At 60.6% G+C, this 16,738-nt stretch carries 15 protein-coding genes; 3 read left to right on the top strand and 12 right to left on the bottom strand.

What is annotated here, in order from left to right:
- Positions 1 to 90: 90 nt before the first annotated feature.
- The 6 genes from OSC50_RS14775 to OSC50_RS14750 all read right to left on the bottom strand — a co-directional run bounded on the left by OSC50_RS14775 (position 91) and on the right by OSC50_RS14750 (position 7,792).
- Entirely contained in the window at positions 91 to 420 is a 330-nt protein-coding gene (locus tag OSC50_RS14775) for a hypothetical protein (protein WP_034097212.1), read from the bottom strand.
- A gap of 485 nt (positions 421 to 905) precedes the next feature.
- Complete coding sequence (locus OSC50_RS14770) at positions 906 to 1,751, bottom strand: NAD-dependent protein deacetylase (RefSeq protein ID WP_253506467.1); 846 nt, start codon at positions 1,749 to 1,751, stop codon at positions 906 to 908.
- Positions 1,752 to 1,759: 8 nt separating this feature from the next.
- A complete protein-coding gene (locus OSC50_RS14765; protein ID WP_181080740.1) occupies positions 1,760 to 2,200 on the bottom strand; it encodes a CBS domain-containing protein in 441 nt (146 codons plus the stop codon).
- Positions 2,201 to 2,335: 135 nt separating this feature from the next.
- Positions 2,336 to 4,285 (bottom strand): DNA topoisomerase III, encoded by a 1,950-nt coding sequence (locus OSC50_RS14760; protein WP_266248800.1) that lies wholly within the window; start codon positions 4,283 to 4,285, stop codon positions 2,336 to 2,338.
- 172 nt (positions 4,286 to 4,457) lie between these two features.
- On the bottom strand, positions 4,458 to 6,080 hold the full coding sequence (locus tag OSC50_RS14755) for an MFS transporter (RefSeq protein WP_266248802.1): 1,623 nt from the start codon (positions 6,078 to 6,080) through the stop codon (positions 4,458 to 4,460).
- A gap of 65 nt (positions 6,081 to 6,145) precedes the next feature.
- Positions 6,146 to 7,792: a GMC family oxidoreductase gene (locus OSC50_RS14750; protein ID WP_253506480.1), complete on the bottom strand. Its 1,647-nt coding sequence runs from the start codon at positions 7,790 to 7,792 to the stop codon at positions 6,146 to 6,148.
- A gap of 129 nt (positions 7,793 to 7,921) precedes the next feature.
- Between OSC50_RS14750 and OSC50_RS14745 the strand changes: the two genes are divergently transcribed.
- Complete coding sequence (locus OSC50_RS14745; protein WP_181080745.1) at positions 7,922 to 8,815, top strand: LysR family transcriptional regulator; 894 nt, start codon at positions 7,922 to 7,924, stop codon at positions 8,813 to 8,815.
- 163 nt (positions 8,816 to 8,978) lie between these two features.
- On the opposite strand, the gene OSC50_RS14740 is transcribed toward OSC50_RS14745, so the two are convergent.
- Both OSC50_RS14740 and OSC50_RS14735 read right to left on the bottom strand, forming a co-directional pair.
- Entirely contained in the window at positions 8,979 to 10,325 is a 1,347-nt protein-coding gene (locus tag OSC50_RS14740; RefSeq protein WP_266248805.1) for a glutamine synthetase family protein, read from the bottom strand.
- 11 nt (positions 10,326 to 10,336) lie between these two features.
- The gene (locus OSC50_RS14735; protein ID WP_266248807.1) at positions 10,337 to 10,894 is read right to left on the bottom strand and encodes a helix-turn-helix domain-containing protein; all 558 of its coding nucleotides are present in this window, start codon (positions 10,892 to 10,894) and stop codon (positions 10,337 to 10,339) included.
- A 369-nt stretch (positions 10,895 to 11,263) separates the two neighbouring features.
- Between OSC50_RS14735 and OSC50_RS14730 the strand changes: the two genes are divergently transcribed.
- Together OSC50_RS14730 and OSC50_RS14725 are read left to right on the top strand one after the other, a co-directional pair.
- Positions 11,264 to 12,154, top strand: a complete 891-nt coding sequence (locus tag OSC50_RS14730) for a terpene synthase family protein (RefSeq protein WP_266248809.1) — start codon at positions 11,264 to 11,266, stop codon at positions 12,152 to 12,154.
- Positions 12,155 to 12,213: 59 nt separating this feature from the next.
- On the top strand, positions 12,214 to 12,522 hold the full coding sequence (locus OSC50_RS14725) for an RcnB family protein (protein WP_181080749.1): 309 nt from the start codon (positions 12,214 to 12,216) through the stop codon (positions 12,520 to 12,522).
- A gap of 81 nt (positions 12,523 to 12,603) precedes the next feature.
- Here the strand turns inward: OSC50_RS14725 and OSC50_RS14720 are convergent, their stop codons facing one another.
- From OSC50_RS14720 to OSC50_RS14705, 4 genes are all read right to left on the bottom strand, one after another.
- Positions 12,604 to 12,873, bottom strand: a complete 270-nt coding sequence (locus OSC50_RS14720) for a DUF1652 domain-containing protein (protein WP_181080750.1) — start codon at positions 12,871 to 12,873, stop codon at positions 12,604 to 12,606.
- Positions 12,874 to 12,975: 102 nt separating this feature from the next.
- Positions 12,976 to 14,472 carry a PAS domain S-box protein gene (locus tag OSC50_RS14715; protein ID WP_253506494.1) on the bottom strand — a complete coding sequence of 499 codons (1,497 nt, stop codon included), beginning with the start codon at positions 14,470 to 14,472 and terminating at the stop codon, positions 12,976 to 12,978.
- A gap of 123 nt (positions 14,473 to 14,595) precedes the next feature.
- Positions 14,596 to 15,765 (bottom strand): hypothetical protein, encoded by a 1,170-nt coding sequence (locus OSC50_RS14710; protein WP_181080752.1) that lies wholly within the window; start codon positions 15,763 to 15,765, stop codon positions 14,596 to 14,598.
- 14 nt (positions 15,766 to 15,779) lie between these two features.
- A complete protein-coding gene (locus tag OSC50_RS14705; protein WP_181080753.1) occupies positions 15,780 to 16,667 on the bottom strand; it encodes a nitrilase family protein in 888 nt (295 codons plus the stop codon).
- Positions 16,668 to 16,738: the final 71 nt, after the last annotated feature.

The following is a 16,738-nucleotide window of genomic DNA, read 5'->3' as shown; positions in this document are numbered from 1 at the left end:
TTGCCTGTTATAACGCCTTAACTTCAACACTGTCGTTGAACGTTAATGGCTATCGCAGGCAAACCAGCTCCCACATTGAACGAGGTGTTTCTAGTAGTAGCGATCAATCACTTTTACTTGAGAGCTGTCTTTGAAAGACTCCCAGGCATTGTTAAGTGTGTCGAATACTTGTTCGATAAAGTTGCGATCGGCAGCGGCCTTCTTGCCGACATAACCCTGGCCGCGGCGATACATCTTCAAGCGCGCCGCCAGTTCACGGTTGTTACGGTCGAACTCGGCTTCTTCGGTGTGGGGCGCCAGGCAGTCGATCTTGACTTCGCCCGATTTGCCAATCCACAGGATATGGTCGTCGAGTGTGTCTTTCTGCGCTGCGAACATCTCAGCCAATTCATCGATAGTTGGTTGGTTGTTCAGATTCATGTGTAAGCCCCTTGACCAGTTGGCGATCTATCAGTTGGTTCCGTTAAAACTGCTTAGTTGTCTCCGGCTTCAATAACCGGGCGTCAGTAACTGTCTGCCGAATACGGGCAGGGTCTTGAACCTGATGCATGTAGTCTTGCTGATGAACTGCTACGCAATGCTTTCATAACGAAGACAAGGAGCATTCGAGCTTCTTGTACCGTGCTCTTTCGAGGTCGGTCAGCTTCATCAATCTGCCTTGTGGGCAGTGCACATCCGGAAAAAACAGCTCGGCGGTCAGACGAGCTCTTTCAAAACGCTTATTACCAACGCTCCCGATCCGGGAGACGCCTTGATCATGCAAGGACAAAAAGGTTACGTCAACGGTTATGTAGTGATTATTTTTGCTCACTACATAATTCGTCGTGGGGACGGGGAGATACGGCAGGGGCGTGACTCAAGCGTCATTTTTTGCGCTGGTCGGTCGCTGCGGTGGAGAAGGGGAGCTACTGCAAACGGTCCGCCAGCAAGGGGAGAAGCTGCTCGCACGAGCCTTCGATCTTTACCTGCAACAACTCATCGCCTCGGGTCTTACCCAGGTTGATGGCGATGACCGGTTTGCCTAGCTCGACCATGGCCTTGCATAAGCGAAACGCCGAATAGGCCATCAGCGAGGAGCCCACCACCAGCAATCCTTCAGCCTGTTCCACCGCCGCCATTGCCTTGGCGGCAGTAGGCGGGGCGACGTTCTCACCGAAAAACACCACGTCCGGTTTCAACCGTTCGCCGTTGCAATGCGGGCAGTGGGGCACCTCAAAACGCGCTTCGAAGGCCGGGTCGAGCAGCGTGTCGCCATCGGGCGCCTGTACGGCATCGACGCCCGCCAGGTAGGGATTCTGGGTTTCCATCAGATGCTGGATCGCATCGCGCTGGCTGCGCTGCTGGCAGTCCAGGCACAGCACGCGGTGCAGGCTGCCGTGCAGTTCGATCACTTCCTGGCTGCCGGCCTGATCGTGCAGGGCGTCGACATTTTGCGTAATCAACCCGCTGATGCGCCGGCGTTGTTGTAGCGTCGCCAGCGCCCGATGCGCTGCATTCGGTTGTGCGACGCGTACGCGCGGCCAGCCCAGCATGGCGCGCGCCCAGTAACGCCGCCGCGCCTGCGGGGTGGCCAGGAATTCCTGGTACATCATCGGCGCCTTGCCTCGGCGCACGCCTTCGCGGTCGCGGTAGTCCGGGATGCCTGAGGGCGTGCTGATGCCTGCACCGGTCAACACCAGAAAGCGCCGATCGGCCATGGCCCGGTACAGGGTGTCGAGGTGGTCCTGCTGATGCGCCAGGGATTCGAGCATGGTTTCTCCTATTCGCCGCGGATGTACTGCTCCAGTTGCCTGATCAGGTCAGCCTGCTCGGCGATGGCCTCCTTGACCAGATCACCGATAGAGAGCAGGCCCAGCAATTTGCCGTCTTCGACCACGGGCAGGTGACGCAGGTGACTGTCGGTCATGATGTTCATGCATTCTTCGACGCGTTTATGGGTATCCACCGTGATCACCGGCGCGCTCATCACCTCGTGCACCTTGGTGGTCAGCGACGACAGGCCCTTAAGCATGATTTTGCGCGCGTAGTCACGCTCGCTGATGATGCCCACCACTTCGTTATCTCGGACGACCGGTAATGCCCCCACGTTTTTTTCCGACATCCGCATCAGGGCTTCAAACACAGTGTGATCCCATTGGATGGTGTGGACGTCCTGGTTTTTCTGGTCTTTGGCTTTCAGCAGCTGTGCAACGGTTTTCATGGCGGCCACTCCGGTGTTGTTGTTATCAGGAATTCAGTGCAACCCCTACAGAATCCTAGACGGCCTGCGTGCTAGCAAGGACCAATGCGGCGTTAAACCTGTCGAAAAACGTCACTGGCCCGCTTTTTTTGGTGTTTATCCGCTATTTACCGGTTTTTTTGCCCGTTTTGGGCTGGTCGATGTCTTGCGAGCGGCTGCCTTGCGTTTGTTTTTCCACGGCGTCGCTCCTCGGCCTGCCGGGCTGGCCGGGCCGGTGATGGTCATGCGCAGGCCATTGCAACGCGCCACCTGCTTGCTCATCCAGGCCGCCTGTTTGGCGACGAACTCCTCCAGACTCATTTCACCGCTTTGCACCATGTCCAACGCTTGTTCCCAGATGGCGGTGGTGCCGGGGTCGGCGATGGCGCGGGGCACCGCGTCGATCAGGCTGAATGCCGCTGGCGTGGCGGCCAGCGCCTTGCCGTTCTTGACCAGGTAACCGCGGTCGAGCAGCCCCTGGATAATACCGGCGCGAGTGGCTTCGGTGCCGATGCCGGTGGTGTCCTTGAGCTTTTGCTTGAGCAGCGGGTCCTCCACCAGTTTGGCCACGTTTTTCATCGCCTTGATCAGGTCGCCTTCGGTAAAGGGTTTGGGTGGCTGGGTCCACAGGTCCTTGAGCGTGACCTTGGCTACTGCGTAATCCTGGCCCTGCACCAGCGCCGGTAGGGCCTGGGGCGCTGGCGCTTCGCGGCCCTTGGTGGGTGCGAGTGCTTCGGGCAGGGCGCGTTTCCAGCCTGGCTCGATCACCACTTTGCCCACCGCGCGCAGGGCAAAACCGGCGCAGTCGAAATCCGCCTGAGTGCGATCGTATTCGTGGTTGGGCAGGAACTGCGCCAGATAGCGTGCGCGAATCAAGGTGTACACCGCGCGGTGCTTGCTGCTGAGCTGGCCCACATCCTTGCCGGCCCCGGTGGGAATGATGCCGTGGTGGGCGCTGACTTTGGCATCGTTCCATGCCCGCGAGCGTCGCTGGGGATCGATATGCGGCATCAGGTCGCCGACCGCCGGATCGGCACGTCCCAGCGCGGCGAGAATCTTCGGTGCCTCGCCGTGCTGGCTCAGCGGCAAGTAGCCGCAATCGCTGCGCGGGTAGGTGATGACCTTGTGGGTTTCGTAGAGGGATTGGGCAATGTCCAGCGTTTCCTGTGCGCCGAGGCCGAGTTTCTTCGAGCAGATTTCCTGCAGAGTGCCCAGGTCGAAAGGCAAGGGCGCCACCTCGCGCATGCGTTCGGTGCGCAGCTTTACCAGGCGCGCGCTGGTGGCGTTGCCCATGGCATCGGCGGCGGCCTGCGCCAGTTGCGAGTTGAGACAGCGGCCCTGGTCGTCGCAGGCATCCTCGGCGGCGCGCCATTGGGCCGTGAAGGTCATGTGTGCGTGGCGCAGGTCCACATCGATGGCCCAGTAAGCCACCGGGACGAAATCGGCGATGCTGCGGTCGCGGTCCACCACCAGGCGCAAGGTGGGCGTTTGCACCCGGCCCACCGGCAACACGCCTTGATAACCGGACTGACGCCCCAGCAGCGTGAACAGACGACTCATGTTCATGCCGATCAGCCAGTCGGCGCGGGAGCGGCCCAGGGCCGAGTGGTACAGACTGAAGGTGTCGGCGCCGGGCTTGAGGGCGGCCAGCGCCTTGCGAATCGAAGCGTCGTCCAGCGCCGACAACCACAGCCGCTGGATCGGCCCCCGATAGCGGCAATGCTCCACCAACTCGCGGGCGATCATCTCGCCCTCACGGTCGGCGTCGGTGGCGATCACCAGTTCCTGGGCTTCCCCCAGCAAGCGCTTGACCGCCTTGAACTGGCTGGCGGTCTTGGGTTTGACCAGCATCTTCCATTTGTCCGGCACGATCGGCAGGTCGGCCAGCACCCAGCGTTTGTACTTGGCGTCGTAGGCATCGGGCGGGGCGGTTTCCAGCAGGTGCCCAATGCACCAGGTGACCGTGACCCCATTGCCCAGCCAACACCCATCGCCACGACGACCGGCACCGAGCACCGCCGCAATGTCCTTGGCCTGGGAGGGTTTTTCACAAAGGTACAGTCGCATGGTCATCACATCAGATCGGGTTGATGCTTTGCAGGATGCTCAGTCGGATGGATTTGAGCAACCATTATCTGTATGGATGTACAGCTTGGAGTTTCAAGCGGCAAGCTGCAAGCGGCAAGAAAGAGCCGATTGGCTTTTACTTGCAGCTTGAAGCTTGCCGCTTGCCGCTTATTCAGTTGCTATCGATATCCACGTGCCGCGTTTCCTTAAGGCAGAACAACCCGATAATCAGGCTCACCCCCGTCACCACCACCGGGTACCACAGGCCGTAGAAGATATCGCCGGTGTATACCACCAGCGCAAACGATACCGTCGGCAGGAACCCGCCGAACCAACCGTTACCGATGTGGTAGGGCAGGGACATCGAGGTGTAGCGGATGCGTGTCGGGAAAAGCTCCACCATCAACGCCGCCAGCGGGCCGTAGCACATGGCCGCGATCAGGATCAGCAGCACGATCAGCGCCACCACCATGACTTTGTTGACCTGCGCCGCATCCGCCGAAGACGGGTAACCGGCCAGGGTCACGGCGCCACGCAGGGCCGCTTCGTCAAAACCGTCGATGCGCACATCGCCCACGCTCACCTGTACCGGGCTGCCGGCCGGCGCGGCGGCGCTGGTGTAAGGCAGGCCTTGTTTGACCAGAAAGGTCTTGACCTTGTCGCATGGGCTATCAAACCGCGCCTTTCCCACCGGGTCGAATTGGAAGGTACAGGTGGCCGGGTCGGCCAGCACGATGATCGGCGCCTGGCGGCTGGCCTGGTCCATCGCCGGGTTGGTGTAGTGCGCCAGGCCCTTGAAGATCGGGAAATACAGCGCAGTGGCAAGCAGCAGGCCGAGCATCAGCACCGGTTTGCGCCCGATTTTGTCCGACAGCCAGCCGAACAGGATGAAGAACGGCGCGCCAATTACCACGCTGATAATCAGCAGCATGTTGGCCAGGGCCGGGTCCATCCGCAGGAACTGGGTGAGGAAGAACAGCACGTAGAACTGCGCCGCGTAGAAGGTCACGGCCTGCCCGCCGTTGATGCTGAACAGCGCGATCAGCACCACTTTGAGGTTTTCCCATTTACCGAACGACTCGCGGATCGGCGCCTTGCTGGCCTTGCCTTCCTCTTTCATTTTCAGAAAGGCCGGCGACTCATGCAGGCTCATGCGGATCCAGGTGGAGATGCCCAGCAGCACGATGGAAAACAGGAACGGAATCCGCCAGCCCCAGACTTCGAACTGGTCGCCGGTGAAATAGCGGCATGCCAGTACCACCAACAGTGAAAGCAGCAGGCCGATGGTGGCGGTGGACTGGATCCAGCTGGTGTGGAACCCGCGCTTGCCGACCGGTGCGTGCTCGGCGACATACGTGGCGGCACCGCCGTATTCACCGCCCAGCGCCAGGCCCTGCAGCATGCGCAGCACGATCAGGATGATCGGCGCGGCAATGCCGATGCTGGCGTAGTTGGGCAACAGCCCGACGCAGAAGGTCGCCACGCCCATCAGGATGATGGTCACCAGGAACGTGTATTTGCGCCCGATCATGTCGCCCAGGCGGCCGAACACCAGTGCGCCGAACGGCCTCACCACAAAGCCGGCCGCGAAGGCCATCAAGGCAAAGATAAACGCCGTGGTGTCGTTGACCCCGGCAAAGAACTGTTTGCTGATCACCGCCGCGAGGGCGCCGTAGAGGAAAAAGTCATACCACTCGAACACCGTCCCCAGGGACGAGGCGAAGATGACTTTTTTGGAATCGTTGCCGGTGCTCGCGTTTATTGCCGAGCCCAGGGGTTGAGCGTGGTCTGACATCGGGTAGCCCTCACAGTGATTATTTATTGTTGTTCCACTGTCGGCGCCGGGTGTGGCGCCGCTATTCAGATTGCGTGAACCGGTTCTTTCTCCGGTGCGAAGCTCCTTGTGTTCGGCGAAAGGATCAGCTGCGCGGCTTTTTCCGCGATCATCAGCGTGGGTGAGCAGGTATTGCCGGAAGTGATGCGCGGCATGATCGAGGCATCGGCGACACGCAGGCCGGGGATGCCATGCACGCGCAATTGGGCGTCGACCACCGCGTCTTTATCGCTGCCCATGCGGCAAGTGCCCACCGGGTGGAAAATCGTCGTGCCGATGCGCGCGGCGGCTTCGTGCAGTTGCTCTTGGGTTTGCAGCGACTCGCCCGGCAAGTATTCCACCGGTTTGAACTGGCTCAAGGCCGGCGCCGCGACGATGCGCCGCGTCAGGCGGATGGCATCGGCGGCCACGCGCAGGTCTTCGGGGTGGCTGAGGTAGTTGGGCTGGATCAGTGGCGCGTCCGCCGGGTTGGCCGAGCGGATATCGACCCGGCCACGGCTGTGCGGGCGCAGATCGCACACCGAGGCGGTGAACGCGGGAAAGCCGTGCAACGGTTCGCCGAAGCGCTCCAGGGACAACGGCTGCACATGATATTCGAGGTTGGCCGAGGCCTGCTCCGGCCCCGAGCGCGCAAACGCGCCGAGCTGACTGGGCGCCATCGACAACGGGCCGCTGCGGTCGTACAGGTAACGCAGGCCCATGCCCATCTTGCCCCACACGGTGCCGGCGATCTGGTTGAGAGTGCGCGCGTTTTCCAGTTTGTAGATCAGCCGCAGCTGCAAGTGATCCTGCAGGTTGCCGCCCACGCCGGGCAATTCGTGCAGCACATTGATGCCCAAGGGTTTGAGCACTTTGGACGGCCCGATTCCTGAACGTTGCAGGATGCCCGGCGAGCCCACCGAACCGGCGCACAGGATGATCTCCCGGCGGGCTTTCCAACTCACGGGCTGGCCGAGCCGGCGCCCGACCACTTGAGAGGCACGCCCGTTTTCCAGCAGCACACGGTCGACTTCCACTTCGGTGATCACGGTGAGATTGGGGCGTTGGCGGACGGGTTTGAGGAACGCCTTGGCCGCATTCCAGCGCACCCCGGCCTTCTGATTGACCTGGAAGTAGCCGCAGCCTTCGTTATCGCCCTGGTTGAAATCGCTGACATTAGCGATGCCGCTTTGCGCTGCCGCTTCGCGAAAAGCATCCAGGATCGGCCACGACAGTCGTTGCTGTTCGACGCGCCATTCGCCGCCATTACTGTGAAATTCCGAGCCACCGGCAAAGTGGTTTTCGCTGTGCTTGAACAGCGGCAGTACGTCCTCCCACGCCCAGCCGGCGTTGCCTTCGGCGGCCCAGCCATCGTAGTCACGGGCCTGGCCGCGCATGTAGATCATGCCGTTGATGGAGGAGCAACCGCCCAGCACTTTGCCTCGCGGATAGCTCAACGCGCGCCCCTGCAGGCCCGGCTGGGCTTCGGTTTTGAAGCACCAGTCGGTGCGCGGGTTTCCGATGCAGAACAGATAGCCGACGGGGATGTGGATCCAGGGATAGTTGTCGCGGCCGCCGGCTTCCAACAGCAGTACGCGGTGGGCGGGGTTGGCGGACAGTCGATTGGCCAGCAGGCAACCGGCGGGGCCGGCGCCTACTACGACGTAATCATATTCAGCAGCTGCAGTGGGCATCTGAAGTCTCGCTTGTTTTTCTTATTGCCCCCATCCTAGTTGTTAGTTTTCGTCTTAAAAATGTTAGTTTTTACCCAGCTGCTGTGCGTTTATAAACAGCGCTGCGACGGCCCACGCACAGGAGGCGACATGTTCGACTGGAATGACTTGCGGTTTTTTCTCGAATTGCAACGCAGCGGTCGTCTGCTCACCGCCGCCCAGCGCCTGAAGACCACCCACGCCACGGTGGCGCGGCATATCGAGGCCATCGAGAAGAGCCTGGGCACCGCACTGTTCGTGCAGCACGCCCACGGTTACGAGTTGACCCCTTCCGGCGAAGCCCTGCTCAAGCACGCCGAAGCCATGGAAAACGTCGCGCTGCTGGCCGAAGACGAACTCACCCACACCGCCGCGCCCCTGGGCAAGATCCGCCTCGGTGTGGCTGAAGGCCTGGGTGTGATGTTCCTCGCCGGACGCATGGGCGGCCTGTTCGAACGTTATCCGGGGCTGGAAGTGGAACTGGTGGCTGTGCCGCGCTTCGTCAGCATCCTCAACCGCGAAGCGGAGATCAGCATCCACCTCGAACGCCCCAGCGTCGACCAACTCGTTACCCGCAAACTCACCGACTACCGCCTGGCCCTCTACGCCAGTCGCGCCTATCTGGACCGCCACCCGCCCATCGAAAAACGCGAAGACCTCGCCACCCATGCCTGGATCGATTACGTCGATGACCTGCTGTTCAGCCAGGAACTCAAACTGCTCAGCAGCTTTTGCCGCAACCCCAAAGTGGTGTTCCACAGCACCAGTGTCATTGCCCAACACCACGCCGCGCGCTCGGGGCTGGGGATTGCAGTGTTGCCGTGCTTTATGGCGGCGTCCGACCCGCAATTGGTGCCGTTGCTGCCGGGGGAGCGGATTCAGCGCAGCTACTGGATCAGCTCGCGTCGCGAGTTGCACAAGTCGGTGCGGCTGCGGGTGTTGTGGGATTACGTGGTGGAGCTGTGCGCGCGGGAGCAAAAGCTGTTGCTCGGTGAGTCCAATTGAGCGCCGGACCGCGAAGCGGCCCTGAAACTGAACGCTGACCCAACACAAAATCTCAGCGCCTGTATTGGGGCCGCTTCGCGGCCCAGCGCGGGCGGTGCGACGATTCGACAAGCCCCCTCACCACAACCACTGTGTGCGCCGTTCCCCCTGTGGTGAGCCGAGGTTAAAGAAACCAGCGGTATTCCCGCGCGTTGATTTCTTGTTGAAAGGCCAGATGATCCTGGCGCTTGTTCTCGCAATACACGTCGACAAATTCGGCGCCCAACTTATCGCGCACGCTGGCTTGCTGCTGCATGGTGCGTACGGCGTCGAGCATGTCCAGTGGGAAGTCGGCGCCGCTGTTGCGGTCTTCGTTCAGCGGGGCGATGGGCTCGCGCTGGGCGTCGAGGCCATGTTCCAGGCCGGCGAGGATCGCCGCCAGCACCAGATACGGGTTCGCATCGGCGCTGGCCAGACGGTGTTCGATCCGCAGGTTGCGCGGGTCGGAGTCGGGGATGCGAACGCACGCATCGCGGTCCTCGAAACCCCAGCAGGCGCGGGTGGCGGCGTTGACGGTGCCGCCCAGGCGGCGGAAGGCATTGTGGTTGGGCGAGAAGATCGGCATGCAATGGGGCAGCAATTCCAGGCACCCGGCCACCGCGTGGCGCAGCGGTTGCTGCTGATGCGCCGCCAGCAGGTTGTTGCCCGCGCCGTCATACAGGCTGACGTGCACGTGCATGCCGCTGCCAGGGTATTGCAAGTACGGCTTGGCCATGAAACTGGCGCGGTAACCGTGCTTGAGGGCCACGCCGCGCGTGCTGCGGCAGAACAGCGCGGCCCAGTCGGCGGCGCGCAAGCCGTCGTCGAGGTGGCCGAAATTGATTTCGAACTGGCCGGGGCCGAGCTCGGCGGTAATCACCGTGATGTCGATGCCCTGGTCCTTGGCCGTCTGCGCCATGTCGTCCAGGACGCCTGAGAAGCGCGACAGTCGATCAATGTGCAGGGTGGGCTGGTCGTCGGCGTCGTCGCTCAGCGGGTCACGGGCAAATTGCGGCAGGCCATGATCGAGGGTTTTGTCGAACAGATAAAACTCCAGTTCGAACGCCACCACCGGATGGATGCCCTTGTGGTGCAGGCGCTGCAGCACCTTGGCCAGCACTTCGCGGGGTTCGAATTCGATAGGGGCTTCGGTGCCGTCGGAGGTGATCAGCATCTGGCCCAGGGGCTGCGATTCCCAGCTCACCGGCTTGAGCGTGCCCGGCACCAGACGCCGATTCGCGTCCGGGTCGCCATCGTGGAAGCAGTAGTCGCCAATCTTGAACAGGCCGCCTTGAGCGCCGAGCAGCACGGCATTCTGCGGCAGCTTCAACGGGCTGCCGGCGGCGACCTTTTCGAGCATCTCGATCGGGTAGCGTTTGCCATAGAAATGCCCCGGAATGTCCAGGGCGATCAAGTCGACATAACGCACGTCCGGATGGTGCTGGCGAAAGGTCCGTACTTCGGCCAGCAGCGTGGCGGATTGGCTTTTCACGGGTAATGCTCCTAGTTGTAAACCCACAGCACGCGGGTGGGCAGGTCGGTGAGGTTGGCGTAGCGGCAATGGGCGAAACTGGCCAGGTGAAAGCTGTCGCCGGGGCCGAGCGTGACCGCGTCGCTTTCACCGTCTACCCACAGCGTCAATTCGCCTTCCAGCACAAAACCGGCCTGTTCGGCGCGGTCGCTCATGGTCTGTTCACCGCTGTTGGCGCCCGGCGCCAGCAGGCTGTCGAGGATGGAAAAAGCGCCGCTCATGCTCGGCGACACCAGGATGTCGGTGATGCCATTGGCGTAATACACCGTGCGCCGCTCGCTGGGGCGGGTTACCCACTCAATCGCCTTGGGCTTGGGCTGGCTGTAGAAGTAGGTGGTGGGCACGTCGAGGGCGTGGCTGATGGCGGTCAGGTCGGCCACGGTCGGGCGCGACAAACCGCGTTCGACCTGAGAGAGAAAGCCTACCGAGCGCTCGATTTTCTGCGCCAGCTGGGCGAGGGTGAGCTTCTTGTGCTTGCGCAAGTCATGGATCAGCGCGGCAAGGGTGGCGAGTTCTTCTTGTGGGGTCATGAAATTTATTTCTTAAAATTTCATGAAAAATTACAGGATTAATTTCACGATGGCAATCGACGCATCGGTGGGCGATCGCCGGTGGCGAGGCCCGTGATGGAGTGCCCGTCAATCAGGTAAATAGGCAGAGAGAGCCACCTGTTCTAACCTCGACATGGCGAAACGTTAAGTTCTTGGCTAATTTTCTAGACATCACTCACGCAGTCGGGTCAGCGGTACCGCCCAGTCACAACGATCAGGCATATTGCTATGGACCCATTTTCGGCTGCCTCACCGTCGGTTATTCCGCCTTTTAAGGTGCGTGCGCTTCGTTGCCCATCTCCCATGCGCATAGATAACGCATTGGGGCGGGTGGTGAATGAACGACTGATGGAATGGATTGAACACATCGGCATTTTCCCTGGCAAGTGGGACAACATCCGCGCCTCGGATTTCGGTCGCTATGCCATGTTGTGTCATGTGGACACCGACGATCCCGACCGCCTGTTGTTGCAAGGCCAGTGCCTGGCGGCGCTGTTTGCCGTCGACGACCATTACTGCGATGACCGCTCACTGGGTTGCGACCCCGGTCAGGTCGCCCCGCGTTTATCGTTCGCGATTGCCGCCATGGACCCCGCTTACCTGCCCACGCCCTTCGACGCCCAACTGGAGATCCAGCTCAACGGCGATCCGGTACTGGTGGGGCTGCGCGCCTATATGCAGCGCGTCGGCCAGTTTTGCACGCCGTCCCAAGTCGCCAGGGTGCGTCAAATCAGTATCGCGATGTTTGTAGCAATGGCCGCCGAGGGGGCGTGGCGTGTTTATGACTCCCGGCCGACCGTCGCTGAGTACCTTGCCAGTCGTCATATCAACAGCTTCTGGCCGTGCCTGGTATTGATTGACGCCATCGGTGGCTATGAAGTCCCGGCTAATCTGTATTCGCAGCCGCAGGTCCACCGAGTCACTGCGCTGGCGGCGCTAGCGACCACATTAGTCAACGATTTGTACTCGGCCTATAAGGAGCATTTGAACGAGGTGGGTACGTTCAAACTGCCGTATCTGCTTGCGGCACAACACCAGTGCTCGCTTCAAGAGGCGATAGACAGGATTGCTGATATCCATGACGGCGTGATGCTGGAATACGAAGCGGCGGAGCGTGTACTGCTCAAAGAGGCAAGTCCGTTATTGAAGCGTTATCTCAACGGGCTCAAAGCCTGGATCGCGGGGAACCTGGAGTGGCACAAGCACAGTGCGCGATATCAAGCGGATTTCATGCGGTGAATGATTGCGCGCGTCAGGGGTCTGAACCTGGGTACGCATCATTCATTGAAGGAGCACCCATGAAATCCAAAATTCTAACCGCCTGCCTGCTGGTCGCCGCCAGCCTGTCCACCGCCAGCTTTGTCGCTCAGGCCGGTGATACTCCGCAGGAAACCGTGCAACCTTCCAACATTAACGCCCGTGATTTGAAAGAGGGCGATCGCGCGCCGGATATGCTGATGCGCAAGGAGTCGGCGGTCACCGACTGGAAAAAACGCGGCCTCAAGCAACCAGAGGAAGAAAGCCAATGGACGCGTGTGGGCGACAAGTTTGTGCTGCTCAAAACCACTAACGGTACGATCCTCGAGATTACCCCCGTCAAGAAGTAACCCGCTGGTAACGTCAAGTGCCTCGGATAAAGGTAACCGGCCGCAAGGGCCGTGTTACCTGCCGCAGGAGAGCGGGTTTTATTACGTGGTCGATAAAGGAAGGTCGTCCAGCGTGAGCTTGCCCACATTGTTGCTTTGCAACTCGTAGCGCAGCTCTTCCACCATTTTTTTCACTTGCTCTTGGGTCTGCAGCCGGTTGGTGCTGATCCCGGTCACTACCAGGTCCACTCGGCCGGTTTCGGCGTCATAGACCTTGAGGGTCAATGAGGCATCCCGACACAGGGTAAATTCGCAGGTCAGTGGCGACAGGCCTTCTTCGATGCAATTTCGCAGTTGAGCGAGGGTAAACATTCGGGTTCCTTCAGGCATCCAATTCGACGCCTGAAAGGTTATTGATTGCACCGCTGCGCTATAAGGCGAATTCGCACTAGCTGCACTAGTGCATTTGCATGATCAGCGCCTGTTTTTAAGGCGTAATTCCCCGGCAAACAGCCCGCGCTCACGGGCCCAGACGATTGCCGCGCTGCGGCTGTGCACACCCAGCTTGGAATACACCGTCGCGACATGGTTGCGCACCGTATTGGGCGCCAGTTTCAGACGCAGAGCGATCTCCTTGTCGGCCAGGCCTTCGCAGATCAGGCCCAGCACGTCGCGCTCGCGGGCGGTGAGGTCGGTAAACGCCACGTTCGGCAGGTCGGGGCTGTTGACGCCCTTGGCATTGGCCAGTTTCTCGATCAACGTCTGGCTGAACCAGGACGCGTCCTGCATCACTTCCTCAATGGCCGCCACCAGTTCCAGTTCGGAGCGTTTGCGCTCGGTGATGTTCATCATCACCAGCAGATAGCACGGCATATCCTGAATGACTACGGTGTCGGCCCACACCACGCAGTCGATGACCTCATTGCCTTTCTTGCGCACCTTGAGGTCCTGGCCGTCGAGATTGCCGGCTTTTTCCAGGGTGGCGAAGAGCTGGGCGCCCGCTTGCGGGCTGTCGATGAAGTGGATGTCTTCGATGGATTTGCCGATCAATTCTTCACTGGTGTGCCCGGTGATAGTCATGAAGGCTTCGTTGATATCCACCACTTGCCGGTTGGCGGCGTTGCACACCAGCGTCGGCACCGGCGTCAGGCGGAACGATTTGGCGAAGCGCTCTTCACTCTGGCGCAAAGCGATTTCCGCCTTGCGTCGCGGTTCCAGGTCGGTGAAGGAGAACAGCATGCAATCTTCTTCATTCATATCCAGCGGCTGGCCAGCGACGATCACCAACTTGCTGCCGCCTTCGGGCAGTTTCAGCTCGGCCTGCATCTGTGGAATAGTCGCACCTTCGCCCAGGCGCTGAATGGCCAGGTCCCTGCGCTCGGCGTGTTCGAGCACGTCGAGCTCGTACACCGAGCGGCCGATGACCTGGTCGCGGTTATAGCCGGTCATTTCCAGGAAGCCCTGGTTCACCTTGATGTAACGCAGGTCGCTCAGGCGGCAGATCACTGCGGGCGCTGGGTTGGCATTGAAGGTTTTTTCGAAACGCTGCTCGGCGCTGGCCCATTCAGTGGCGTCGCTGAGGATCAGCACCAGCAATTCAGGCTCACCACGGGCATCGCTGATCACCAGGCTGCGTAGGCGGTGAACCCAGGTTTTCTCTTCGCCGGCGGTGGGGGTGACCTCCACCACCACATCGCTGAATTCATCACCAGCCGCCGCGCGGGCGAGGGGGTAGTTTTCCAACTGCACGGGATGATTATTGCGATAACGCAAGGCAAAGCGTTCAGCATATTCCCGGGTATTGGCGCCCAATGCCGCGACATCATCCACCCCGTGCATGGTCAGCGCGGCTTCATTGGCCCAAAGGATTGTCTGGTCGACTTCGGCCAGGATGATTCCGTCGGAGAGTCCGGAGATGATCTGCTGCAGCTGGCGGCGGTTGGTTTCTTTGGCAAGGACATCCTGGGGCATGGTTTCTCCTGAGTATGGGCGCATGCAAATTACGACACCCTGGCCTCATGATAGTGCAGAGCCATTTCCCAGTGCGGGAGGCGAATGCACGGGCCGATTGGTTCGGCCCGTGCCCGCGAAACGTTAACTCGCCAACCAGCCGACGATGGGCACGATCATCAGCGTACTCAACGCCATTGAGATCACGTTGCCGATATAGGGGTGAAAATGCCCGGGTAGCCTCGACGCAATCGCAAAGGCCAGCGGTGGTGCGACCAGTGCGCCAAGCAGTGCACTGGCTCCCATTACCGTCCAGCTTCCGCCATGGGTCAACACAGCCGCCGGGACCACTGACACCAGCGGAACGTAGGTGGGATACCAGCCGTGCCGTATCCATTGCCGGCGCCATATCACCACCCCAGCTGCCGATGTCATTGCCTGTGCGCCGATCATGTACAAGAGCAGGCCCGAGCCATACGCCGGACTTATCGGGTTGAGCGCATAGGCGAGCAACGCACCCGCCAACAGACCGAGACTGGCCAGTTCATTGCCGAAAAATGGCGCTTCGGAAAAGTCGGCCAGCACTCGACGCACGCTCCAGACCACACCATAGCGAGCAGGCGCAACAGGGGCCGGCCTCTCTGGGGCGATGCAGTTCGAACGCACCAGCGAGGGCACCCGATGGCACAGTATGAATGCAAGGACGCTCCCGATTGCCATGCCCAGCACGTTGCCGATTACAGCGGGCAGGCCCATCGGTACGCACACCAGGTTCACGATCAGCAGGCACATGGGCGTAACCAGCAGCGCGCCCAGCACTGCGCCGTTGAGGGTGACCTTCCAGCCACCGCCAAACATCAGCACCATCGCTGCCGGCAATGAAACAAACGCCGCGAAGGTCGGCTGCCAAGTGTCTGCCGTGACACTCCAGCCCCACAGCAGGTTACTGAGCAATAGGCCGATCAATGAGCTGGTCACCAGCCAGGGCCATAAGCCAGTGCCATAAGAGATGGAAAAGCCCTGCCAGGCTTTGCCCTGTCGGCTTGCCCACCAGGCCAGATAAGCGCCGCTCAGCAGGCCCAGTGATGCCAGCTCATGCTTGTAGAACGCGACCTCGCTGATATCGCCTGTGACCCAGCGCAACCACGCCGCCGGATGCGGCAGGGCCGTGACCATGTCGCGGTAGCCAGGCCATGAGCCCTGGTGGTTGGAGACCACCCAGAGCATCAACAAGGTCGCAATGAGTCCCAGGGTCAGGACCGTTATATCCAGGCGTGAACGCGCGGACGTCTTCTTGGTCAGTAAAGGCTCCATGAATGGCCCTCCGCTCAGCGAGGCAGGGCAGGATGATGGGCATAGCCCAGCATCTGATCGTATAGATCATTGCGTCGGTCGCGTTGCAGGTCATTGAGGCTGTTCCAGATCGGCGCGCTGCGGGCGCTGGTGACGTCGATGTCGGCAAATAGAATTTCCTGGCGATTGGCCGACGCCACTTCACCGATCGGCCAGCCATTGGTTCCGGCAATCAACGAGCAGCCGAGGTAGCGTGCATCCCGCTCTTGGCCAATGCGGCTGGCGGCGGCGATAAACACGTTGTTCACATGCGCGGCGGTCATGGTCAGGTACGAGGCCATGCACTTGCCGGCTTCATCGAACAGCGGCGGCGGCGTCCACACCCAGTTGTTCAGGCTGCAGATAATATCGGCGCCTTGTTGGCTGAGGATACGTGGCACTTCCGGGAACCAGATGTCCCAGCAGATCAACAGGCCGATGCGGCCTATGGGCGTTTCAAACACCGGAAACCCGGTGTCGCCGGGTGTGAACCAGAGCTTTTCCAGGTTCCATAGATGGGCTTTGCGGTACTTGCCTATGAACCCATCGGGTCCCAGCAACACTGCTGTGTTGAACAGCTGACTGCCGTCTATCTCGTTCAGACCGGCTGCCAGGTACACCTGGTGCCTGCAGGCAAAGTCCGTCCATTCGCGAACGCTTGGTCCGTTCGGCACAGGCTCTGCGTGATCGAATGCGTCCTGCCGGCTGCTGAAGAAATAACCGCAATTGGACAATTCCGGCAGCACGATCAGATTGGCGCCACCGTTTGCCGCTTCGGCTGCGAGCGCGAGGCTTTGACGCAGGTTGTCTTCTCGATTGGCTATTCCAACCTGTGGGTCGAACTGAATGACGGCGACGCGGGCGGGGCTTATTGGAGAGTTCATGAGGTAAACCTCTTATTGTTATGCAACCGGAAGTGGTTGAATGTTTATAAGAGGCGGGTTGATGTTTAAAT

The organism is Pseudomonas quebecensis (assembly GCF_026410085.1).
In the GTDB taxonomy this organism is placed as follows: domain Bacteria; phylum Pseudomonadota; class Gammaproteobacteria; order Pseudomonadales; family Pseudomonadaceae; genus Aquipseudomonas; species Aquipseudomonas quebecensis.
Note: the sequence above shows the minus strand (reverse complement) of the source record. Positions and strands in the feature narration are given on the sequence as shown.

Coding starts and splice junctions, on each gene's coding strand:
- OSC50_RS14775 (WP_034097212.1), bottom strand. CDS start 420: ATGAATCTGAACAACCAACCAACTATCGATGAATTGGCTGAGATGTTC.
- OSC50_RS14770 (WP_253506467.1), bottom strand. CDS start 1,751: ATGCTCGAATCCCTGGCGCATCAGCAGGACCACCTCGACACCCTGTAC.
- OSC50_RS14765 (WP_181080740.1), bottom strand. CDS start 2,200: ATGAAAACCGTTGCACAGCTGCTGAAAGCCAAAGACCAGAAAAACCAG.
- OSC50_RS14760 (WP_266248800.1), bottom strand. CDS start 4,285: ATGCGACTGTACCTTTGTGAAAAACCCTCCCAGGCCAAGGACATTGCG.
- OSC50_RS14755 (WP_266248802.1), bottom strand. CDS start 6,080: ATGTCAGACCACGCTCAACCCCTGGGCTCGGCAATAAACGCGAGCACC.
- OSC50_RS14750 (WP_253506480.1), bottom strand. CDS start 7,792: ATGCCCACTGCAGCTGCTGAATATGATTACGTCGTAGTAGGCGCCGGC.
- OSC50_RS14745 (WP_181080745.1), top strand. CDS start 7,922: ATGTTCGACTGGAATGACTTGCGGTTTTTTCTCGAATTGCAACGCAGC.
- OSC50_RS14735 (WP_266248807.1), bottom strand. CDS start 10,894: ATGACCCCACAAGAAGAACTCGCCACCCTTGCCGCGCTGATCCATGAC.
- OSC50_RS14730 (WP_266248809.1), top strand. CDS start 11,264: ATGGAATGGATTGAACACATCGGCATTTTCCCTGGCAAGTGGGACAAC.
- OSC50_RS14725 (WP_181080749.1), top strand. CDS start 12,214: ATGAAATCCAAAATTCTAACCGCCTGCCTGCTGGTCGCCGCCAGCCTG.
- OSC50_RS14720 (WP_181080750.1), bottom strand. CDS start 12,873: ATGTTTACCCTCGCTCAACTGCGAAATTGCATCGAAGAAGGCCTGTCG.
- OSC50_RS14715 (WP_253506494.1), bottom strand. CDS start 14,472: ATGCCCCAGGATGTCCTTGCCAAAGAAACCAACCGCCGCCAGCTGCAG.
- OSC50_RS14710 (WP_181080752.1), bottom strand. CDS start 15,765: ATGGAGCCTTTACTGACCAAGAAGACGTCCGCGCGTTCACGCCTGGAT.
- OSC50_RS14705 (WP_181080753.1), bottom strand. CDS start 16,667: ATGAACTCTCCAATAAGCCCCGCCCGCGTCGCCGTCATTCAGTTCGAC.